This is a genomic window from Streptomyces sp. NPDC088923 (assembly GCF_044749745.1).
In the GTDB taxonomy this organism is placed as follows: Bacteria; Actinomycetota; Actinomycetes; order Streptomycetales; family Streptomycetaceae; genus Streptomyces.
Map to the genome: position 1 here is coordinate 732,595 of NZ_JBIVIO010000002.1, position 21,768 is coordinate 754,362.

15 protein-coding genes are annotated in these 21,768 nt (G+C 73.5%); 13 read left to right on the forward strand and 2 right to left on the reverse strand.

All coding sequences use genetic code 11. The features are described 5' to 3' along the window. Nucleotides 1-30: 30 nt before the first annotated feature. From ACIP4O_RS14500 to ACIP4O_RS14555, 12 genes are all read left to right on the forward strand, one after another. The gene (locus ACIP4O_RS14500) at nt 31-1,038 is read left to right on the forward strand and encodes a methionine synthase (protein ID WP_401574780.1); all 1,008 of its coding nucleotides are present in this window, start codon (nt 31-33) and stop codon (nt 1,036-1,038) included. A gap of 61 nt (nt 1,039-1,099) precedes the next feature. Next, nucleotides 1,100-3,439 carry an NAD-dependent DNA ligase LigA gene (ligA, locus tag ACIP4O_RS14505; protein WP_401574781.1) on the forward strand — a complete coding sequence of 780 codons (2,340 nt, stop codon included), beginning with the start codon at nt 1,100-1,102 and terminating at the stop codon, nt 3,437-3,439. A gap of 1,096 nt (nt 3,440-4,535) precedes the next feature. Further along, the gene (locus tag ACIP4O_RS14510; RefSeq protein WP_401574782.1) at nt 4,536-6,695 is read left to right on the forward strand and encodes a putative bifunctional diguanylate cyclase/phosphodiesterase; all 2,160 of its coding nucleotides are present in this window, start codon (nt 4,536-4,538) and stop codon (nt 6,693-6,695) included. Between the two features lie 482 nt (nt 6,696-7,177). Further along, complete coding sequence (gene gatC, locus ACIP4O_RS14515; RefSeq protein WP_007821802.1) at nt 7,178-7,474, forward strand: Asp-tRNA(Asn)/Glu-tRNA(Gln) amidotransferase subunit GatC; 297 nt, start codon at nt 7,178-7,180, stop codon at nt 7,472-7,474. Between the two features lie 4 nt (nt 7,475-7,478). After that, the gene (gene gatA / locus ACIP4O_RS14520) at nt 7,479-8,972 is read left to right on the forward strand and encodes an Asp-tRNA(Asn)/Glu-tRNA(Gln) amidotransferase subunit GatA (RefSeq protein ID WP_361334428.1); all 1,494 of its coding nucleotides are present in this window, start codon (nt 7,479-7,481) and stop codon (nt 8,970-8,972) included. Next, nucleotides 8,969-9,211, forward strand: coding sequence for a hypothetical protein (locus tag ACIP4O_RS14525; RefSeq protein ID WP_361334431.1), 243 nt, complete (start codon nt 8,969-8,971; stop codon nt 9,209-9,211). Before gatA ends, ACIP4O_RS14525 begins: the two co-directional genes overlap by 4 nt. Nucleotides 9,212-9,227: 16 nt before the next feature. Beyond that, nucleotides 9,228-10,739 carry an Asp-tRNA(Asn)/Glu-tRNA(Gln) amidotransferase subunit GatB gene (gene gatB, locus ACIP4O_RS14530; protein WP_401574783.1) on the forward strand — a complete coding sequence of 504 codons (1,512 nt, stop codon included), beginning with the start codon at nt 9,228-9,230 and terminating at the stop codon, nt 10,737-10,739. Between the two features lie 476 nt (nt 10,740-11,215). Continuing rightward, the gene (locus tag ACIP4O_RS14535; protein WP_401574785.1) at nt 11,216-13,486 is read left to right on the forward strand and encodes an MMPL family transporter; all 2,271 of its coding nucleotides are present in this window, start codon (nt 11,216-11,218) and stop codon (nt 13,484-13,486) included. Between the two features lie 27 nt (nt 13,487-13,513). After that, entirely contained in the window at nt 13,514-14,101 is a 588-nt protein-coding gene (locus ACIP4O_RS14540; protein ID WP_401574786.1) for a GNAT family N-acetyltransferase, read from the forward strand. A 157-nt stretch (nt 14,102-14,258) separates the two neighbouring features. Next, nucleotides 14,259-14,549, forward strand: a complete 291-nt coding sequence (locus ACIP4O_RS14545) for a hypothetical protein (protein WP_401574787.1) — start codon at nt 14,259-14,261, stop codon at nt 14,547-14,549. A gap of 62 nt (nt 14,550-14,611) precedes the next feature. Then, complete coding sequence (locus ACIP4O_RS14550; RefSeq protein ID WP_401574788.1) at nt 14,612-17,629, forward strand: ATP-binding protein; 3,018 nt, start codon at nt 14,612-14,614, stop codon at nt 17,627-17,629. A 110-nt stretch (nt 17,630-17,739) separates the two neighbouring features. Then, entirely contained in the window at nt 17,740-18,003 is a 264-nt protein-coding gene (locus tag ACIP4O_RS14555) for a DUF6191 domain-containing protein (protein WP_401574789.1), read from the forward strand. Between the two features lie 27 nt (nt 18,004-18,030). Here the strand turns inward: ACIP4O_RS14555 and ACIP4O_RS14560 are convergent, their stop codons facing one another. Beyond that, entirely contained in the window at nt 18,031-19,218 is a 1,188-nt protein-coding gene (locus tag ACIP4O_RS14560; RefSeq protein ID WP_401574790.1) for a PQQ-dependent sugar dehydrogenase, read from the reverse strand. Between the two features lie 302 nt (nt 19,219-19,520). Continuing rightward, the gene (locus tag ACIP4O_RS14565) at nt 19,521-20,627 is read right to left on the reverse strand and encodes an aldo/keto reductase (RefSeq protein WP_401574791.1); all 1,107 of its coding nucleotides are present in this window, start codon (nt 20,625-20,627) and stop codon (nt 19,521-19,523) included. Between the two features lie 108 nt (nt 20,628-20,735). Here ACIP4O_RS14565 and ACIP4O_RS14570 point away from each other — a divergent pair, with 108 nt between their 5' ends. Continuing rightward, complete coding sequence (locus ACIP4O_RS14570) at nt 20,736-21,689, forward strand: 2-hydroxyacid dehydrogenase (RefSeq protein WP_401574793.1); 954 nt, start codon at nt 20,736-20,738, stop codon at nt 21,687-21,689. Nucleotides 21,690-21,768 lie beyond the last annotated feature (79 nt).

A 21,768-nucleotide genomic window follows, 5' to 3' on the forward strand; every position in this document is an offset into this window, starting at 1 on the left:
GCATGCCCCGCCCCCGCCTACGCTTACCGCGTGACCGCACCAACGCCCTCCCTCACCTGGCCCTCCGCCACCGCGATCGGCTCGCTGCCCGGAACCGACGCCCGCGAGGCCGCCCGCGCGGCGACCGGCTCCTTCGAGGACTTCCCGTACCTCGCCGAGCTGCCCGCGCGCGGCCCCGGCGCGGACATGATCGGCCGCACCATCGGGCTCCTCGCCGAGATCTGGGCACACCTCGAACCGAGCGGCTGGCGCGTCAGCGACCGCCCCGGGCGCGACACCCGCCGCGCGCGGTCCTGGCTCGGCGAGGACCTCGACGCCCTGGAGGAGTTCACCCAGGGCCACGACGGCCTCGTCAAGGTGCAGGCGGTGGGGCCGTGGACGCTCGCCGCCTCGCTGGAGCTGCGCGGCGGCGAGGCCGCCCTCTCCGACGCCGGCGCGGTACGCGACCTCGCCGCCTCGCTCACCGAGGGACTGCGCGCCCACCTCGCCGACGTCCGACGCCGCGTCCCCGCCGCCACCGTCGTCCTCCAGCTCGACGAACCCTCGCTCACCGCCGTGCTCACCGGCACCGTCCCCACCGCGAGCGGCTACCGCACCCACCGCGCCCCCGACCGCCAGCTCGTCGAGTCGACCCTGCGCGACGTCCTCGCCGTCACCGAGGACCCGACCGTCGTCCACTCCTGCGCCCCGCGCGTCCCCTTCGCCCTGTTGCGCAGGGCGGGCGCGGACGCCCTCTCCTTCGACTTCTCGCTGCTCACCGAGCGTGACGGCGAGGCGATCGGGGAGGCCGTCGAGGCAGGCACGCGACTCTTCACGGGTGTCGTGCCCGGCAGCGACACGGCATTGTCAGACCCTGCCGGTAGCGTCATGGGGGTCAGGTCGTTGTGGCGGAGGCTGGGGCTCTCACCGGCGATTCTTCCGCGTTCCGTGGTGCTCACGCCGAGCTGCGGGCTCGCGGGGGCCTCGCCCGCGTACGCCCGCGCCGCGATGGCGCACTGCGTCCGCGCCGCGCGCTCGCTCGCGGACCACCCGGAGTGACGACCGGGGCGACGTGACCGAAGTGACCAGGGGCAGGCACGGGGATACGGGAGGACGGACGATGGCAGGCGAGAAGACGCAGGACAGCACGGCACAGGCGGAGGACGCCGGGCCCGTCGAAGCGGGGTCGGGGAGCGCCGGGCCCGTCGCGGCGGAGACCGGCAGCGCCGGTGCCGAGGCCGCCGTGCCCGCCGACGTGCGCGAGGAACACGACCGCCTCGCCCGCGAGGTCGACGAGCACCGCTACCGGTACTACGTCAACGACCAGCCCGTCGTCAGCGACGCCCAGTTCGACGAGTTGCTGCGCCGGCTGACCGCGCTGGAGGAGGAGCACCCGCAGCTCCGTACGCCCGACTCGCCCACCCAGAAAGTCGCGGGCGACTACCAGCAGTTCACGCCCTTCGCCTCCGTCGAGCACCGCGAGCGCATGCTCTCGCTCGACAACGTCTTCGACGACGAGGGCCTCGCCGCCTGGGCCGAGCGGCTCGCCAAGGAGATCGGCGCGCCCGGCTACCACTACCTGTGCGAGCTGAAGGTCGACGGCCTCGCCGTCAACCTCACGTACGAGAACGGCCGGCTCACGCGCGCCGCGACGCGCGGCGACGGCCGCGTCGGCGAGGACATCACACCGAACGTACGGACCATCTCGGACATCCCCGAACAGCTCGCCGGGGAGCGCGTCCCCGCACTCGTCGAGGTGCGCGGCGAGGTCTACTTCCCGATGGAGGACTTCGAGGCACTCAACGCGCGCCTCGTCGACGCGGGCGACAAGCCCTTCGCCAACCCGCGCAACGCGGCGGCCGGTTCGCTGCGCCAGAAGGACCCCAAGGTCACGGCGACCCGCCCGCTCCACATGGTCGTGCACGGCATCGGCGCCCGCGAGGGCTTCACGATCGACCGCCTCTCGCACGCCTACGAACTGCTCCACGAGTGGGGCCTGCCCACCGCCCAGCACAACAAGGTCGTCGACTCGCTCGACGGGGTGCGATCCTTCATCCGCTACTACGGCGAGCACCGGCACTCCGTCGAGCACGAGATCGACGGCGTCGTCGTCAAGCTCGACGAGATCCCCCTCCAGGGCCGCCTCGGCTCCACCTCGCGCGCCCCCCGCTGGGCCACGGCGTGGAAGTTCCCGCCCGAAGAGGTCAACACCAAGCTGGTCGACATTCGCGTGGGTGTGGGGCGCACGGGGCGCGTGACGCCGTACGCCGTCGTCGAACCCATCGTCGTCGCCGGCAGCGAGGTCGAGTTCGCGACCCTGCACAACCAGGACGTCGTCAAGGCGAAGGGCGTCCTCATCGGTGACACCGTCGTGCTCCGCAAGGCGGGCGACGTCATCCCCGAGATCCTCGGACCCGTCGTCGACCTGCGCGACGGCAGCGAACGCGCCTTCGTGATGCCCGCCGAATGCCCCGAGTGCGGGACGCCGCTGCGCGCGATGAAGGAGGGCGATATCGACCTGCGTTGCCCCAACGCGCGCTCCTGCCCCGCCCAGTTGCGCGAGCGGATCTTCTACCTCGCGGGCCGCAAGAGCCTCGACATCGAACACCTCGGGTACGTGGCCGCCACCGCCCTCACCCAGCCGATCGAGCCGAGCGACCCCCCGGTGCGCGACGAGGGCGACCTCTTCGACCTCACCGCCGAGGAACTTCTCCCCATCCGCTCCTACGTCCTCGACCAGGACTCCGGGCTGCCCAAACGCGACCCCGACAGCGGCGAGGAGAAGATCGTCACCTTCTTCGCCAACAAGGAGGGCGTCGCGAAGAAGAACACCCTCTCCATGCTGGAGAACATCGAGGCCGCCAAACAGCGCCCCCTCGCGCAGATCCTCACCGGCCTCTCCATCCGCCACGTCGGCCCCGTCGCCGCCGCCGCACTCGCCCGCGAATTCCGCTCCATCGACCGGATCTTCGCGGCCGAGGAGAGCGAACTCGCCGAGACCGAGGGCGTCGGCCCGACCATCGCCGCCTCGCTCAAGCAGTGGTACGAGGAGGACTGGCACCGCGAGATCCTCCGCAAGTGGAAGGCGGCGGGTGTCCGCATGGAGGCCGCCGAGTCCGAGACCGACAGCGGCCCGCGCCCGCTCGCGGGGCTCACCGTCGTCGTCACCGGCACCCTGGAGCGCTGGACCCGCGACGCCGCGAAGGAAGCGCTTCAGTCGCGAGGCGCGAAAGTGACGGGTTCGGTCTCGAAGAAGACCTCGTTCGTCGTGGTCGGCGACAACCCCGGCTCCAAGTACGACAAGGCGCTGTCGCTGAAGGTCCCCGTCCTGGAGGAGGACGGCTTCGCGATCCTCCTGGAGGAGGGACCGGAGGCGGCCGCGGAGGCCGCTGTCAGGCCGGAGGAGGAGAACGAGGAGCAGGCCGGGCAGGGGGAGGCGGGGGAGGAGCAGGAGGGGTAGGGGAGGAGACGGCGGGGCGGCGAGCGGAGGCGGCGGGGTGGCGAGCGGAGACCCTGGGGAGGCGCGGGCTTGGCTCGTGGGGCTTGCGGGGACTCCGAGGCCGCTGGGGGCTGGTGGGGCTGAGGGGGAGGAGCGCGGGAGTTCTCGGGCGTGCGGCGAGGAGGGGGGCGGAAGGGGGTGCGCCGGGGCGCTCGGGGGGTGCGCGCGGGCTCGTCCGCAGGGGAGGAGGCGGAGCCTGGTGGGTGGTTGACCGGCGCCTTGCCCGCCGGTGCGGGTGGGTGGGGGAGCGGGTGACGGTCCGCCCGTTCGGCGCATACCAGACGCATCCGTAAGGCCGGGGCGCATTCGGGCAACCCCGTGCTACGCCTGCCCCCGGAGGCCCTTCGCGGCCTAGTGTGGACTGGCGCGCCCGCCGTCTCCGCCCGCGAGGCCGGAACGGGGGCTCAGCACCGAAAGGCTTCGGGCCGGGGTACGGGTACCGCCGGTGGTGAGAGGGACGGGAATGGAACCGACCGAGAGTGTCGCCCCAGTCTCCAGGCTGCGGCAGCGAACGCGCCGAGCCCTGCGAAGACTGCGCACGCTCGCCGGACCCGGACCCGGCCCCGGACCCGTGCCCCCCACCCGGACCCCGCCGCCCCCGCGCCCCGTGCTCCCCAGCCCGACCGACGCCCCCGACCCACCCGAGCCCGCTGGTCCCCGCCCCTCCCTCCCGCACCGGCCCGCACCGTCCGCCGGCGGTACGGGACCGTTGAGGGGGCCGGCCAGGCCGGACTTCGAGGCGGGTGCCTCCAGCGTGCGCGGAGGTGGGTCCGTGGCGGGGGCTGGGCCACGTGAGCCGGGGCCGGTGATACGCGGGTCCGAGCCGGTCGTGCGTGGGCCTGAACCGGTCGTGCGTGGGCCCGAACCGGTCGTGCGTGGGCCTGAGTCGGCAGTGCGGGGGGATGTATCGGGGGCGACTGGGCCTCAGCCCGTAGGAGGTGGGCGGCAGTCCGTAGCGCGCGGGAGCCGGGCGGAGGCGCCTGGGACGGAGCGTCGCGGAGCGCGTGGGGGCAAGGCACGTGCGCGGGGGAACGACGCCGAGGGCGGAGAGCGGGGAATGTACGGAGGTATAGCCGGCGGCGCCCACGAGGGCGTCACCGGTGGCAGGGCGGCAGGCGCGTTTCGGGGCGGGGTGATCCGGCCGAGGGGGGTCGGGGCGGTGTCCGGGCGCGTGCTGCCCGCCTTGCCCGCGGCCGTCGTGGCGCTCGCTGCCGCGCTCCTCGGTACGGGGGTCGTGCGCGCCCTCGGTACCCGGCACGGACTCTTCCCCGGTGGTGTCGACGGCTGGTCCCTCGCGGTGCTCACCGGGCTCATCGTCGGCCACCTCGTCGCCCTCGGCCGGGACCGCTGGTGGGGCGGCACCGGCTCCGGTGCCGCGCTCACCCTCGCCGTGCTGCTCCTGTACGGCTGGCTGCCCGCCGTCCTCGTGAGCCTGACCGTCGTCGTCCTCGTCGGCCTGGCCCGTAGGCACCGCTGGCGCCGCGGCGTCCTGCACGGTGCCGTCGACGTCCTCGGCACCGTCGCCGGGGCCCTCGCCCTCGCCGCCTGCGGTGTCGTGCCGAGCGTCGAGCAGCACTGGCACCCCGAACGCTGGGACCTCTACACCGCCCCCGAACTCCTCCTCACCGGCCTCGCGTACCTCCTGGTCACCCGCCTCCTGCTGTGGCTGCTCCACACCCACCGGGTCCCGCGCCTGCCCACCGCCACCCGTACCGCGGTGAACCGGCAGTTCCTCGTCGCCGTCGCCCTCCTCGGCATCGCCCCCCTCATCTGCGTCGTCGCCGCCTACCGGCCCGTTCTGCTGCCCCTGTTCGCCATCCCTCTCTACGCCCTCGACACCTCCCTGTGGATGGCGCACGCCCGCGCCGAGGAACAACTGCGTGATCCCCTCACCGGGCTGCCCAACCGTCAGTGGCTCCTCGAACGCATTTGGACCGCGCTCGACGCCGCCGAACGGGAGGGCGGCCGGACCGCGCTGCTCCTGATCGACCTCGATCGTTTCCGCTCCGTCAACGACACACTCGGTCACCTCGCGGGTGACCGCCTCCTCCTCCAGGTCGCTGAGCGGCTGCGGATCTCACTGCCCCGCGACGCCGAAGCCGCCCGGCTGGGCGGCGACGAGTTCGCGATACTCCTTCCCGCCGCCGACTCGACCACCGCCGCCCAGCGCCTCGCCCGCCGCCTCGTCGGTGAACTCGGCTCGCCCCTCGACCTCGACGGGCTGACCCTCGTCCTGGAAGCGAGTGCCGGCGTGGCCGTCTTCCCCGACCACGCCCTCGACGCGGAAGGGCTGCTGCGCCGCGCGGACGTGGCGATGTACCAGGCCAAGCGCGACCGCACCGGCGTCGAGGTCTACGAGTCGAAGCGCGACTCCAACACCCCCGACCGGCTGGGCCTCCTCGGTGACCTGCGCCGCGCGCTCGACACCGGCGACGTCGAACTGCACTACCAGCCGAAGGTCCGTTTCGACGGCGAGGTCGCGGGCCTGGAGGCGCTCGTGCGCTGGGTGCACCCGGAGCGGGGGAAGGTGCCGCCGGACGAGTTCATCGCCATCGCCGAGAGCAGCGGCCTCATGCCGTACCTCACGGAGTACGTGCTGGAGACCGCGCTCGGCCAGGTCGCGCGGTGGCGCGCGCAGGGACTGTACGTCCCTGTCGCGGTGAACGTCTCTCCCCGTGACGTCCACACCCCGGGTTTCGCGGGGGCCGTTGCGGGACGCCTCGCGCGGCACGGCGTCCCGCCGGGCGCCCTTCAGCTGGAGATCACCGAGCACGTACTCCTCGAAGATCCCCAGCGTGCGGCGGACACCCTCGCCGGCCTCACCGGGCACGGCGTGAAGATGTCTCTCGACGATTTCGGCACGGGTTACTCCTCCCTTGTCCACCTGCGCCGCCTCCCCGTGAGCGAGCTGAAGATCGACCGCTCGTTCGTCGCCCGCCTCGCCATCGACACCGAGGATGCCGAGATCGTGCGGTGCACCGTGGACCTCGCCCACTCCCTGGGTCTCGTCGTCGTCGCCGAGGGCGTCGAGGACGACGAGACGTGGGAGAGGTTGCGAGACCTCGGTTGTGACGCAGTCCAGGGCTGGCTGGTCTCGGCCGCGATGCCCCCGGAGGAGACCACCGCCTGGCTGCGTGCACGTGGCGCCGCACGCGGTCGCGAGCCCCGCGCGGCGTGCCCGCCACAGGTCCGGGGAGGTGGGACCACGGCGGGCTGAACCGGTAACCCTCGTCGCCCTCCCCTTGATGTGGAGCCTGGGGTGGGCCGGACGGAAGCACTGTGCTTGGTGCTTGGGTGAGGCACCGGTTCATGCACTGGGGATGACAATGGCACACCTCGGCGGGCCGTGCTTCGGGCCGAATATTTCCACAACCCGTAAGAGTGAGAGCTTTTTCGGGAACGGCGAAGTTATCCACAGATGCGGGGAATTGGTGCGGGGCGGGCGGCGGGGGCTGAAAGACTGGTTACGGGGCGCCCCCCTGGGAGGGCGGGGGCTGCGCTCACCTCGCGTACGCGCGCCAGCCCACACACCCGCCCCCCGCGTCCCCGCACCACCCCCCGCCCCGCCCCGCCGTTATCGCCCCACCCTTACCCCCGCCCCCCAAGCCCGCCCCCACCCCCGCCCGCCCCACCCCCCTCCCGCTCGGCCATAGGATTGCCCCCGTAGTCCATGAACCGAGACCCCAGAAGGATCGCCGCATGCCTGGCATTACGCGCGAGGAGGTAGCTCACCTCGCACGGCTGGCGCGCCTGGAGCTGTCCGCGGAGGAGCTGGAGCACTTCGCAGGACAGCTGGACGACATTCTCGGCGCGGTGGCCCGCGTCTCCGAGATCGCCGACCAGGACGTACCGCCGACCTCTCACCCGCTGCCGCTGACCAACGTCATGCGCGCGGACGAGGTCCGACCCTCGCTCACCCCCCAGCAGGCGCTCTCCGGGGCCCCCGCGCAGGAGCAGCAGCGATTCAAGGTTCCCCAGATCCTCGGGGAGGACTGACGCGATGACCGACATCATCAGGCTCACCGCCGCGCAGACGGCGGAGAAGATCGCCTCCGGCGAACTCACCGCGGTCGAGGTCACCGAGGCCCACCTCGCCCGGATCGAGGCCGTGGACGAGAAGGTCCACGCCTTCCTCCACGTCGACCGCGAGGGCGCGCTCGCGCAGGCCCGCGCCGTCGACGAGAAGCACGCCCGGGGTGAGAAGCTCGGCCCGCTCGCCGGCGTGCCGCTCGCGCTCAAGGACATCTTCACGACCGAGGGCGTGCCCACGACGGTCGGCTCGAAGATCCTCGAAGGCTGGGTCCCGCCGTACGACGCGACCGTCACCCGGCGCCTCAAGGACGCCGACGTCGTCATCCTCGGCAAGACGAACATGGACGAGTTCGCTATGGGCTCCTCCACCGAGAACAGCGCCTACGGTCCCACCGGCAACCCCTGGGACCTCACCCGCATCCCGGGCGGCTCCGGCGGCGGCTCCAGCGCCGCCCTCGCCTCCTTCGAGGCGCCGCTCGCGATCGGCACCGACACCGGCGGCTCCATCCGCCAGCCCGCCGCCGTCACCGGCACCGTCGGCGTCAAGCCGACCTACGGCGGTGTCTCGCGCTACGGCATGGTCGCCTTCTCCAGCTCCCTCGACCAGGGCGGCCCCTGCGCCCGTACGGTCCTGGACGCGGCCCTCCTCCACGAGGTGATCGCGGGCCACGACCCGCTCGACTCGACCTCCATCGACGCTCCCGTCCCGCCCGTCGTCGAGGCGGCGCGCAACGGCAGCGTCGCCGGGATGCGCGTCGGCGTCGTCAAGCAGTTCCGCGGTGAGGGCTACCAGGCCGGTGTCGTGCAGCGGTTCGACGAGTCCGTCGAGCTGCTCAAGGAGCTGGGCGCGGAGATCGTCGAGCTGGACTGCCCGTCCTTCGACCTCGCTCTCTCCGCGTACTACCTCATCGCCCCCTCCGAGTGCTCCTCGAACCTCGCCCGCTTCGACGCCATGCGGTACGGGCTGCGCGTCGGCGACGACGGCACCCGTTCGGCCGAAGACGTCACCGCCATCACGCGCGGTGAGGGCTTCGGGCCCGAGGTCAAGAGGCGCGTCATCCTCGGCACGTACGCGCTCAGCTCCGGCTACTACGACGCGTACTACGGCTCCGCCCAGAAGGTCCGCACACTCATCACGCAGGACTTCGCGCGCGCCTTCGAGCAGGTCGACGTCATCGTCTCGCCCACGACGCCCACCACCGCCTTCCCGATCGGTGAGCGCAGCGACGACCCGATGGCGATGTACCTCGCCGACCTGTGCACCATTCCGGCGAACCTCGCGGGCAACGCCGCGATGTCCCTGCCCTGCGGCCTCGCGCCGGAGGACGGGCTCCCGGTCGGGCTCCAGATCGTCGCCCCGGCGATGAAGGACGAGCGTCTCTACAAGGTCGGAGCCGCCGTCGAGGCCGCTTTCGTGGAACGCTGGGGGCACCCGCTGCTTGAGGAGGCACCGTCGCTGTGAGCAACGCACTGAGCAAGGCCAAGGGTTTCAAGAAGTCGAAGACCGGCACGTACGTGTCGATGGGCACCACCGCCTTCGGCGCGATCAACGTCGTGAAGCAGGTCAAGCGCGCCCGCCAGGACGGCGACAAGCTGCGCCTGGTCGACGCGGTCGTGACCGGCGTCGGCATCATCACCGGGGTCGCCATCCTCTACCGGGAGCTGAAGCGCCTCGGTGACGACGACGTCCTGCTGGGCTGAGAGGGAAAGTTTCACCGTGACCGTCACCGCTGACCTGGTGCCGTACGAGGACGCCCTCGCGTCCTACGACCCCGTCATGGGCCTGGAGGTCCATGTCGAGCTCGGCACCAGGACCAAGATGTTCTGCGGGTGCTCCGCCGCTCAGGGCGCCGAGCCCAACGCGCAGACGTGCCCCACCTGCCTCGGCCTGCCCGGCGCGCTCCCGGTGGTCAACGCCATCGGCGTCGAGTCGGCGATCCGTATCGGCCTCGCCCTCAACTGCTCGATCGCCGAGTGGTGCCGCTTCGCCCGGAAGAACTACTTCTATCCGGACATGCCGAAGAACTTCCAGACCTCCCAGTACGACGAGCCCATCGCCTACGACGGGTACCTCGACGTACAGCTGGAGGACGGCAGCGTCTTCCGCGTGGAGATCGAGCGCGCCCACATGGAGGAGGACACCGGCAAGTCCCTCCACATCGGCGGCGCCACCGGACGCATCCACGGCGCCTCGCACTCGCTCCTCGACTACAACCGCGCGGGCATCCCTCTCATCGAGATCGTCACCAAGCCGATCGAGGGAGCCGGGGAGCGTGCCCCCGAGGTCGCCCGCGCCTACGTCGCCGAGTTGCGCGAGGTCATCCGCTCGCTCGGTGTCTCCGAGGCGCGGATGGACAAGGGGCAGATGCGCTGCGACGTGAACCTGTCGCTGCGCCCCAACGGGACCCAGCCGCTCGGCACCCGCAGCGAGACGAAGAACGTCAACTCGCTGCGCTCCGTCGAGCGCGCCGCCCGCTACGAGATCCAGCGGCACGCCGCCGTGCTCTCCTCCGGGGGCGCGATCGTGCAGGAGACCCGTCACTTCCACGAGGAGGACGGCTCCACGACCTCCGGGCGGATCAAGGACAACGCGGAGGACTACCGGTACTTCCCGGAGCCCGACCTCGTGCCCGTGGCTCCGCCGAAGGAGTGGGTCGAGGAGCTGCGCGGGGAACTGCCCGAGCTGCCGCTCACCCGCCGCAACCGGCTCCGCGAGGAGTGGGGCGTCGGGGCGCACGAGATGCAGTCGATGCTCAATGCCGGCGCCCTCGACCCGATCGTCGCGACGATCGACGCCGGGGCCCCCGCCGACCAGGCCCGCAAGTGGTGGATGGGCGAGCTGGCCCGTAACGCCAACGAGTCCGGCCGTGCGCTCGACGAGCTGCCCATCACCCCCGCGCAGGTCGCGCGCGTCACCGCGCTCGTGGCCGCGGGCGACCTCAACGACAAGCTCGCCCGTCAGGTCATCGACGGCGTGCTTGCCGGTGAGGGCGATCCCGACACCGTCGTGGAGAAGCGCGGTCTGAAGGTCGTCTCCGATGAGGGCGCCCTCGGCACCGCCGTGGACGAGGCCATCGCGGGCAACGCGGCCATCGCCGACAAGATCCGCGCGGGCAAGGTCGCCGCGGCCGGCGCGCTCGTCGGCGCCGTCATGAAGGCGACCCGCGGCCAGGCCGACGCGGCCCGCGTCAAGCAGCTCATCCTGGAGAAGCTCGGGGTGAGCGAGTAGGCACCGAGCCGACGCCGGCGAGCCAACGCCGGCGAGCCGCGGACCGAGTCATTCGCCACCGGGCCTCTCCGAGGGCCCACCAGGGGCGGTTTCCCACTGCGAGGTGGGAAGCCGCCCCTTTCAGCATACGAGTGTGCACTCGACAGGTTCGGTGGACGCGTGTGTACTGAATCAACTCGGTGCACAGGTGTTCGCTGAGCGGGTTGAGTGTACGGGTGTGCGCCGGGCGCTTTTCGGGCGTACGGGTGTGCGCTCTCCGGGTGTGAAGCGCCCCTCGACCCGAAAAAGTCTCGTAGGGCGGGAATAAGGCACTGTGAGGCGGCACACGAAACGGTCAAACGATCAGGTTTTGCTGCCACAGTGTCCGAAACCGCCCGCTCCAGGCCGGTTTCGGGGTCTGCCCCCTTGGCGTCCGCCGTCGCGATCGCGCCATGTGGCCCCCTCCGCACGTCCACGAAGCCCCCAGGGAGCCGTCCGTGGCAGCACTCGCCCGCTGGTGCGTCAAGCACCGTCTTCTCACCGTCGTCCTGTGGCTCGTCGTGCTCGCGGGCACCGCGGTGGGCGGGCTGTTCGCCGGTTCCGCGTACTCGAACGACTACGACGCCCCCGGCACGGAGTCGGGCCGCGCGACGCGGCTCCTGGAGGAGAACTTCCCAGGGCTCGCGGGCGACAGCGACACCGTCGTCTGGCACACCGACGTGGGCTCCGTCCGTGCCGCCGCCGTCGAGCAGACGATGGGCCGTACCCTCGACGACCTCGCGGACCTGCCCGGCGTCTCCGCCGTCGCGGGCCCCTACCAGGGCACCGGCGAGGGCGGCGGCGTCAGCGCCGACGGGCACACCGCGTACGCCACCGTCACCTTCGACAAGTCCGCCGACGACCTCCCCGCCGGACAGGCGCGGGCCGTCGTCGACACCGCGCGGGACGCGGCCGGCCCCGACCTCCAGGTCGAACTGGGCGGCAGCGCCGTCGCGACCACGGAATCCTCCGGGCTGCACCTGAGCGAGGCGATCGGTGTCGGCGTCGCCGCCGTCGTCCTGTTCCTCGCCTTCGGCTCGCTCCTCGCGAGCCTCCTGCCCATCGCCACCGCACTCGTCGCCGTCGGTACCGCCTACAGCGCCATCACGCTGCTCGGCCACGCCATGACCGTCGCCGACTTCGCGCCCATGCTGGGGATGCTCGTCGGCCTCGGCGTCGGCATCGACTACGCGCTCTTCATCGTCACCCGCCACCGCGGAGCCCTGCGCCGCGGCGCGGACCCCGACAAGGCCGCCGTCGACGCGACGGCGACGACCGGGCGCGCCGTCGTGTTCGCCGGGGCCACCGTGTGCGTCGCCCTGCTCGGGATGCTCGTCCTGGGGCTCTCCTTCCTCAACGGCGTCGCGATCGCCGCCGCGCTCACCGTGCTGCTCACCGTCGCGGCCTCGGTCACGCTGCTGCCCGCGCTCCTCTCGTACACCGGGGCCCGCGCCCTCAGCCGCCGCGAGCGGCACAGGCTCGCCGAGCGCGGGCCCGAGCCGGAGACGCCGAGCGGCTTCGCGGCGCGCTGGTCGGCGTTCGTCGAACGGCATCCCCGGCTGCTCGGCGCGGGCGCCGTCGCCGTCGTCGCGCTGCTCGCCCTGCCCACCTTCTCCCTCCACCTCGGTACCTCCGACCAGGGCAACAACCCCGCGACGTCCACGACGCGCAAGGCGTACGACCTCCTCGCGGGCGACGGCGGCGCGGGTTCGGGCTTCGGGCCCGGCGCCAACGGACCGCTCACCCTCGTCACGCACGTCGAGGGCGCGCAGGACCGGGTGGCGCTCGACCGGCTCCACGGCGACCTCGCCGAGGTGCGGGGCGTCGCCTCCGTCAGCCCCGTCACGTACGACGAGCGCGGCGACGCCGCGTACCTCACCGTCGTGCCCACCTCCTCGCCGCAGTCCAAGCAGACCAGCGCGCTCGTCGAGCGGCTGCGCGACGACGTCCTGCCGCGCGCGGAGAGCGGCACCTCGCTCGACGTCGCGGTCGGCGGCGTCACGGCCGGGTACGACGACTTCGCCCGGCTCATCGTCGGGAAGATGCCGATGTTCCTCGGCATCGTCATCGCCCTCGGCTCCGTCCTGCTGCTGCTCGCCTTCCGCTCGCTCGCGATCCCGCTCAAGGCCGCCGTCATGAACATCGCCGCCGTCGCAGGTGCCTTCGGCGTCGTCGTCGCGATGTTCCAGTGGGGCTGGGGCAGCGAATTGCTCGGCCTCGGCGCCTCCGGACCCATCGAGCCCTTCCTCCCCGTGATCATGGTCTCGGTGCTCTTCGGGCTCTCGATGGACTACCAGGTCTTCCTCGTCAGCCGGATGTACGAGGAGTGGCGCGAGACCGGTGACAACCGCCGCGCGGTACGCGTCGGCCTCGCCGAGACGAGCCGCGTCATCAACTCGGCCGCCGTCATCATGATCTCGGTCTTCCTCGCCTTCGTGCTCTCGGGGGACCGCGTCATCTCGATGTTCGGCATCGCACTCGCCGTCGCCGTCGCCCTCGACGCCTTCGTGCTGCGCACCCTGCTCGTACCCGCGCTCATGCACATGCTCGGGGACGCGAACTGGTGGCTGCCGAAGTGGCTCGACCGGTGGTTGCCCCGGCTCACGATCGAAAAGCCCGTGTCCGACGAAGACGGCGCCTCTAGAGTCGTGCCCCGTCCGTGTCCGGCGGACGGGGAGGGGCGCGGGGACGCGTCCGTCCACGAGGACGACCGGGTACGGGCCGGCTGACCGGCCCCCGCCCCGCCTGGAGGCATCTTGTTCGCCATCCCGCTCGGAGACGACGGCGCGGAACTGCGGCCCCTGGAGACCTGGCACGCCGCGGAGTTCCTCGCCCACGTCGAGCGCGGCCGTGACTTCATCGGCACGTACATCGGCTTCGTCGACGCCGTCGTCTCACAGGACACGGCGCGCGAACTGCTGCGGAGGTACGGCGTCAAGCGCGTCGCCGACGAGGGCTTCCTGTACGGGATATGGACCGGCCGCGCGGAACCGGGAGGGGGCACGCTCGTCGGCGGCGTCCTCTTCCGCGTCTTCGACGCCAGGACGGGCGTCTGCGAGATCGGCTGCTGGCTCGAACCCGCCGGTACGGGGCGCGGCCTCATCACGCGCGCCTGCCGCGTCCTCGCCGACTGGGCCTTCCACGAGCGCGGCATGCACCGTATCGAGTGGTGGGCCGCCGCCGCGAACACCGCCAGCACCGCCGTCGCCCGCCGCCTCGGTATGACGCGCGAGGCGGTCCTCAGGGAGAGCAGTCCGAGGGGCGGGGTGCGCCACGACATGGAGGGCTGGGCCGTACTGGCCCACGAGTGGGACGCGCGCGAGGACGACGAGCCGCGCGCGTAAGCCCTCCTGGCACCGCGCGTAAGGCACCGCGCCGCCCCTGCTGAGGCTCCCGCGTTCCCCGTCGTGGGCGATCGGCCGACGCCTCGCGCCCGCCTCAGCGCGGAGGCTGGCACCACGCCGCGGCGAGAAGCGTCGCGGCACGGTCCAGGGGGCGCACATGTGGGGCTACGACTACGACACGTACCGGATGCGGGCGGCGCAACTGCGCGAGGAGGCCCGCGCGGCGGTGCTGAGGCAGGAGGCGGCAGCGGGGGCGCGGCGCGCGCGGACGACGCGTCGCCGCTCGGCACGGGGACGCGACGTGACGGCGCGGCGGCACGTCGCCTCCGGGGCGCTTGACGTCGCCTCGGGGCCACGCGACGTCGCGTCGGGGTGGCGGGCGGCGAGGGTCGTACGAGTACTGCGCCGGATTCTGCGGGTGCGTGCCGCGCAGGGGGTACGGGGGTGAGCGCGGGCCCGGCGCACGGGGGGCCCGTGGTGCGCGCGGCGGCGTTGTCGTACCCCTGTGCGATGCTCGGACGCGTGCAGAACCAGTCGCTCAGCCCCGTCTTCGTGGGACGTGACGCCGAGTCGGGTGTGCTCGCCGCCGCGCTCGGCGAGGTGTCCGCGCCCGAGGCGGACGGGCCGCGCGCGCTGGTGCTCGCGGGGGAGGCGGGGGTCGGCAAGACGCGGCTCGTCGAGGAGTTCGCGCGCGCGGCGCGGCGCGCGGGGGCGCTCGTCGCGGTCGGGGGCTGCGTCGAGATGGGCGGCGACGGGCTGCCGTTCGCGCCCTTCGCCGCGGCCCTGCGCGCGCTGCGTGCCGCGCTGCCCGAGGAGTTCGCGCGCGCCGGCGCCGGGATGGGCGCCGACCTCGCCCGGCTCCTCCCCGAGACCGCCGCGCCACCCACCGGGACCGGACCCGCCGACATGCCCGGTCCGTCGAGCGACCCGCACTCCGCCGAGGACAGCGCGCGCCTTTTCGGCCACGTCACGCGGCTCCTGGAGGAACTCGCCGCCGCGCGCCCGCTCGTCCTCGTACTCGAAGACCTCCACTGGGCGGACGCCTCGACGCGCCACCTGTACGCGCACCTCCTGCGCACGCTGCGCGCCGGACGGCTGCTGCTCCTCGCCACGTACCGCTCGGACGACCTGCACCGCCGGCACCCCTTGAGGCCGCTGCTCGCCGAGCTGGACCGGCTGCGCGCCGTGCGCCGTATCGACCTCGCGCGCCTCGGCCACGCCGACGTACGCCGTCAACTCGCCGGGATACTCGGCGCCGAACCCGAAGCGGCGCTCGTCGACGAGATATACGGGCGCTCCGAAGGCAACGCCTTCTTCGTCGAGGAACTCGCCGTATCCCTGCGCGCGGGGCACCGCCCGGGGCTCAGTGAGAACCTGCGCGAACTGCTCCTCGTCCGTGTCGAGGCCCTGCCGCCGGACGCCGGACGGGTCCTGCGCCTCGTCGCCGAGGGCGGCTCCGCCGTCGAGCACCCGCTGCTCGCAGCCGTCAGCCAGGTGCCCGAGGAGGCACTGCTCGACGCGCTGCGCGCCGCGACCGGCGCCCACCTGCTGAGCCCCACACCCGAGGGCGACGGCTACCGCTTCCGGCACTCGCTCGTCCGCGAAGCCGTCAGCGACGACCTGTTGCCGGGCGAGCGCGCCGCGCTCAACCGCCGCTACGCCGAGACCGTCGAGGCCGTCCCGCACCTCGTGCGCGCCGAGGAACTCGACGCCCGCCTCGCCGGTTACTGGTACGCCGCGCGCGAGCCCGCCAAGGCCCTGCCCGCGTCCCTGCGCGCCGCCGCGAGCGCCCGCGCCCGGCACGCCTACGCCGAACAGCTCCACCACCTCGGCCGCGCCCTGGAACTGCGCGACCAGGTGCCCGAACCGGAGGCCGGCACCCCCGCGCCCCTCGACCTCCTCGCCGACGCCGTCACCGCCGGACGCCTGTGCGGCGAGGCCGGGCGCGCCCACACGCTCGTGGGACGGGCCCTGCGCCTGCTGGAGCACGAGCCTGACCCGCTGCGCGCCGCCTGGTTCTGGACCCGGCGCTCACAGCTCGCCACCGCCCTCGGCCGCAGCGACGGCGGCGCCGAACTGCGCAGTGCCGAAGAACTCGTCCGGGGACTGCCGCCCTCGGAGACCCACGCCGAAGTCCTCGCGCACCTCGCGGGCTGGTCGATGGTCAACAAGCCCGGAGCCGACAGCCTCGTCGCCGCCGAACGCGCCGTCGCCTACGCCCGCATGGTCGGCGCCGTCCACATCGAACTCTCCGCGCGCGTCACGCGCGGCGTGCTCCGCGTCGGCGCCGGGGACATCGAGGGCGGCCTCGCCGAGCTGTACGAGGTGAAGGAACGCGCCCTCGCGCTCGCGACCCCCGATCACATCGCCCGCTCCCACGCCAACCTGCCCTCCGTCCTCGAAGGCATCGGCCGCTCCGCGGAGGCGGCGCGCGTCGCCGTCGAGGGCGCCGAGGTCTGCGCCCGCCACGGACTCGTGGGCAGCGCCGCGTTCACGTGGTCCAACGCCGCCGAGTCCCTCCTCTCGCTCGGCCGCCACGCCGAGGCCGAGGAAGCCCTGCGTCGCGCCGACCAGCCCGGCGCGGGCGCGGTCGTCCGGGGCCTCGTCGGCCTCACGCGCGGACTCCTCGCCCTGCGTACGGGCGACACGGCGAGCGCGCGCGAGGAGTACGAGACGCTGCGGGACCCCGCCGCGTCCGAAGGCCGCGCCCCGCAGCGCCGCCTCCCTCTGCTCTCCCTCGGCATCCGGCTCGCCACCGAGGCGCGCGACGTCGCGGCCGGGCGCGCCCTCGTCGACGAGGCGCTGCGGGAGGGCTTCCCCGCCGACGCCCACCGCCACGCGTGGCCCGTCCTGCTCGCCGCCGCCCGGCTGGAGGCCACCACGCGGGGGCTGCCCGCCGCCGCGGCGGGCCGTGACGCGGCCCTCGGCCGCCTCGCCGCCGTCGCACGCCGCATGCCCACGCCCGTGGCGTTGTGGCAGGCGCACGCCGCGTGGCTGCGCGCCGAACTGCTGCGCGCGCGGGGCGACGACACCGTCACCGACTGGGAGGAGGTGTCCACCGCCTTCGACGCTCTCGAACGTCCGTACGAGAGGGGGTGTATCCGGCTGCACCTCGTCGAGTCGCTCCTCGCCGCGGGCGAGCGTGACCGTGCGGCGCGCACCCTCACCACCGTCCAGGAGGCCGCCCACGCCCTCGGCTACCGCCCGCTCGCCCGCGAGGCCGCCGAGCTGGCCCGGCGCGGGCGCCTGCTCCCCGCGGCCGAGACCCCGGCGGAACCCGCCGCCCCGCCCGCCGAGACCCTCGGCCTCACCGCGCGCGAGAGCGAGGTGCTGCGCCTCGTCGCCGGCGGGCACAGCAATCGCCGTATCGCGGAAGCGCTCTACATCTCGCCGAAGACGGCGAGCGTCCACGTCTCGCGCATCATCGCCAAACTCGGCGTGACGGGCCGGGGCGAGGCGGCGGCCGTGGCGCACCGGCTGCGGCTCTTCCCCGAGCGCGAGGAGGCAGAGGACACCGCGAGGAGGTAGAGGACACCGAGAGGAGGTATAAGACACAGCGCCTCGCGCGCCCTCTCGCCTTCACTCGAACGGGCTTACGCTGACAGAGCGGGCACCCTGCCCGAGGCGGGAGGCCCACCGTGTTCAGCGCGTTCGACATGCTCTTCAATCCCGGCCGCAAGCACACCGAGGACGAACACAGCCGCCTGGAACTCACCCGTGAGGACGTCGGCGACGGCGACCCCGGCCACGGCCCCATCGACCTGCGCTCCGGCAAGGTCACCGTCCGGGTCGCGAGGAGCGGCCTCGTCCCGCCCACCACGGAGAACACCCCCGAGGAGACCCCGGACGCGCCGGCCCCCAAGCCGCGCGCGGTGACGGACCCGGGAGCCTGGCGGATCTGAGGCACCGGCCGACGGGGCACGGCGACGTCACCTCACCCGCAGCTCCAGGATCTTGTCGTCCCCCTTGGACGGTGTGCCGCGCGAGTCGGTCTCGTTGGTGAGGAGCCACAGCTTGTCGCCGCCCGCCGCGACGACGGCGCGCAGCCGGCCGTACTCACCCTTGAGGAACGCCTGCGGCTTCGCGACCGCCTTCGTCCCGTCGAGCGGTACGCGCCACAGGCGTTCGCCGCGTAGGGAAGCGAGCCACACGGAGCCCTCGGCCCACGCGACGCCGCTCGGCGAGGCGTCTGCCGTCTTCCACTGCTCCAGCGGGTCCTGGAAACCGGACTTGCCCGCCTTGCCCTCCGCGTCGGGCCAGCCGTAGTTCCTGCCCGGCTCGATGAGGTTCAGCTCGTCCCACGTGTCCTGGCCGAACTCGGAGGCCCACAGGTGTTTCGCCGGGTCCCACGCGAAGCCCTGCACGTTGCGGTGGCCCCAGGACCACACGGGCGATTCGGGGTCGGGGTTGCCGCGCGCGGGGGTGCCGTCGGGGTTGACGCGCAGGATCTTGCCCGCGAGGGACTTCCGGTCCTGCGCGAGGCCCCGGTCGCCGGTCTCGCCCGTGCCGATGTAGAGCATCCCGTCGGGGCCGAAGGCGATCCTGCCGCCGTTGTGCGTCACGCCCTTCGGGATGCCGCGCAGCACCGTGCTCGGGGCGCCGAGGCGCTGCCCGGCGGGCTTCTTCGCGTCGTAGAGCATCCGCGCGACGCGGTTGTCCGAGGCGGTCGTGAAGTACGCGTAGACCAGGTGGTCCGTCGCGAAGCCGGGCGACACCGCGAGCCCGAGCAGGCCGCCTTCGCCCTCGTGCACGACGCCCGGCACCGTCCCCGCGACACTCTTCTCGCCGGATGCGGTGTCGATCTGGAGGATCTGGCCGTTGTCGCGCGAGGAGACGAGCAGCCCGTCCTCGGGCAACGGCGCGAGCGCCCACGGCGCCTTGAGCCCCTCGGCGACGGTGCGCACCACCTCGACCGAGCCCTTCGCGGGCGCCGCCGACGGGCTCGCCGACGCCGTTCCCCGGGGCGCGCCGCTCGCCCCGGACCCGGTGCTCGCCGCGCCGGACGGGGACGCGCCGCGGATCGGGTCCCACGAGCCGTCCGAGCCCGAGGAGCAGCTCGCGAGCAGCAGGGCAGCGGCGGCGGCCAGCGCGGCGCGGGTAAACGGAATGCCTCGCACGAATCGGTCCTCTCGGTCGGGCTCGCCCGGTCACATCCACACGACGCGTTCCCGCGCCTGCTCCCAGCATGACGGCGCGGCACGGCTTACGGGGCGTCGCGCGGCACACGCGTCGCCCGGTGAGACGCGTCGCGGGGCGGAACGGGGCGGGACGTCGCGCGGTGCGGGGCGGATCGGCGCACGCGACGTCGCGCGGTACGGGGCGGGTCGCCGCGTTCGCGACGTGCCGCCCGCCTCGCCTGCCGCCACGTCACCTGCCGCCACGTCACCTGCCGTCACGTCACCTGTCGTCGCGGCACCTGTCACCCCCACGCGTCCCAGCTCTCCCGCGCCCTCGGGAGCGCCGCTATCTCGCGCAGGTCGCTCTCGTCGAGGCGCAGCGCCGACGCCGCGGCGTTCTCGGCGGCGAAGGGGGCGCGCTTCGTGCCGGGGAGCGCGACGACGCGCGGGTCGGCGGCGAGGACCCAGGCGAGGGCGACCTGCGCGACCGTCGCGCCGTGGCGCGCGGCGACGCGGCGCAGGCCCGCGACGACGGGCTGGTTGGCGGCCATCATCTCCGCCGTGAAACGCGGGTGCCTGGCCCGTACGTCGTCCGGCTCGAAGCCCTGGCCGGGTGTGAGCGTCCCGGTGAGGTAGCCGCTGCCCAGCGGGCGCGCCGCGAGGAAGCCGACGCCGCGCGCCACGCACCACGGCAGCAGCACCCGCAGCGCCTCGGGCGACCACACCGACAACTCCGCCTGCACCGCGCTCACCGGGAAGACCTGCTGCACCCGCTCCAGGACCCGCACGGTGGGCGCGTACGGGGCCTCGCGCGGCGCCGCGAGCACGCCGCGCGCCGTCCGCACCGTCACGCCGCCCTCGCGCGACGTGCCCCCGCGCGAGGCGGCACCCCCGCGCGCGGCCTCGCCCCGTACCGTCGCGTCGCGCACCGCCCGCGCGTCGTGCGCGCACAGCCCGAGCGCGCGGACCTTGCCGGCCGCGACGAGTCCGGCCATCGCGCCCCACGTCTCCTCGACCGGCACCTCGGGATCGGCCCGCTGCAATTGGTACAGGTCGATGACATCGGTGCGCAGCCGCCGCAGCGAGGCGTCGCAGGCGCGCCGTACGTAGTCGGGGCGGCCGTTCGCGACGAGGTGTCCGTCGCTCACGAGCAGCCCGCACTTCGTCGCGACCAGCGCCTCCCCGCGCCGCGCGCCGAGCGCCCGCGCGAGCAGCAGCTCATTGGTGAAGGGCCCGTACATATCGGCCGTGTCGAAGAGCGTCACGCCGTGGTCGAGAGCGGTCCGCACCGTCCGCTCCGACTCGCTGCCCGAGCGCTGCGAACGCGTGTACGCCCAGCTCATCGGCATGCAGCCGAGACCCACAGCGCCCGCGCGCAGCGCCCCGGAGCCGACCGTCCTGCGCTCCACCTGGTCTTTCCTCCCCGCCGCACGTACGCGCACCAAATTAACCGCAGCGCCGCGCGCGTCCCGCCCCGGCCTCCCCGGCGCCCTCCCGCGGTCGTTAGCCTCCTGACCATGACAGGCGATGTGTGGCTTCCCTATCCGGCCGACCAGATCCCGGGCCTGCCCGGCGAGAAGGAATCAGGACTGACGTACCGCCGCTGGGACGGTGCGCGGGCGTTCCCCGCCGACCCCGCCGACTGCGTGTTCTACGTCGTGCCCTACCTGAGCGGCACCGACGTCGCGTTGCGCCCGCTGCCCGCCATGAGGAACGTCCGCGTCGTGCAGACGCTCTCGGCGGGCACCGACAACGTCGCGCCGGCCGTCGCGGGGCTGCGCGAGGGCGTCGTGCTGTGCAACGCGCGCGGCGTCCACGAGGCGAGCACGGCCGAACTCGCCCTGGCGCTCACCCTCGCCTCGCTGCGCGGCATCCCGCGCTTCGTGGAGGGGCAGCGCGTGGAGGAGTGGCGGTCCGGCTTCTACCCGGCGCTCGCCGACCGGACGGTGCTCATCGTCGGCTACGGGTCGATCGGCGCCGCGATCGAGGACCGGCTCACGCCCTTCGAGTGTGCGCGGGTCCTGCGCGTCGCGCGCTCCGCGCGTGCCACGGAGCGCGGTGACGTGCATCCGCTCGCCGCGTTGCCCGCGCTGCTGCCCGAGGCCGACGTCGTGATCCTCTCGACGCCGCTGACCGAACAGACCCGCGGCCTCGTCGACGCGGAGTTCCTCGCGCGGCTCAAGGACGGCGCGCTGCTCGTCAACGTCGCGCGCGGTCCCGTCGTCGACACGGAGGCGCTTCTCGCCGAGGTCGCCACGGGGCGCGTCAACGCGGCGCTCGACGTCACCGACCCCGAACCGCTCCCGGACGGGCACCCCTTGTGGCACGCGCCCGGCGTCCTCGTCAGCCCGCACGTCGGCGGCTCGACCTCCGCCTTCGAGCCCCGCGCGAAGCGGCTCCTGGCCCGTCAGCTCACCCGCTTCGCCGCGGGCGAACAACCGGACAACATCGTCCTGACGGCGCGCGGCTGAAACCCGGGTCCTCCCCGGCAAGCGGCGCCGCGACACCCCCGGCGCCCCTGCCGCCCCTCCCGCCCGCGCCGTCCCCGTG

What these genes read in the sequence shown, in the direction of transcription:
- ligA (WP_401574781.1), top strand. Translation starts at nt 1,100, where the DNA reads ATGGCAGGCGAGAAGACGCAGGACAGCACGGCACAGGCGGAGGACGCC.
- ACIP4O_RS14510 (WP_401574782.1), top strand. Translation starts at nt 4,536, where the DNA reads ATGTACGGAGGTATAGCCGGCGGCGCCCACGAGGGCGTCACCGGTGGC.
- gatC (WP_007821802.1), top strand. Translation starts at nt 7,178, where the DNA reads ATGCCTGGCATTACGCGCGAGGAGGTAGCTCACCTCGCACGGCTGGCG.
- gatA (WP_361334428.1), top strand. Translation starts at nt 7,479, where the DNA reads ATGACCGACATCATCAGGCTCACCGCCGCGCAGACGGCGGAGAAGATC.
- ACIP4O_RS14545 (WP_401574787.1), top strand. Translation starts at nt 14,259, where the DNA reads ATGTGGGGCTACGACTACGACACGTACCGGATGCGGGCGGCGCAACTG.
- ACIP4O_RS14550 (WP_401574788.1), top strand. Translation starts at nt 14,612, where the DNA reads ATGCTCGGACGCGTGCAGAACCAGTCGCTCAGCCCCGTCTTCGTGGGA.
- ACIP4O_RS14570 (WP_401574793.1), top strand. Translation starts at nt 20,736, where the DNA reads ATGACAGGCGATGTGTGGCTTCCCTATCCGGCCGACCAGATCCCGGGC.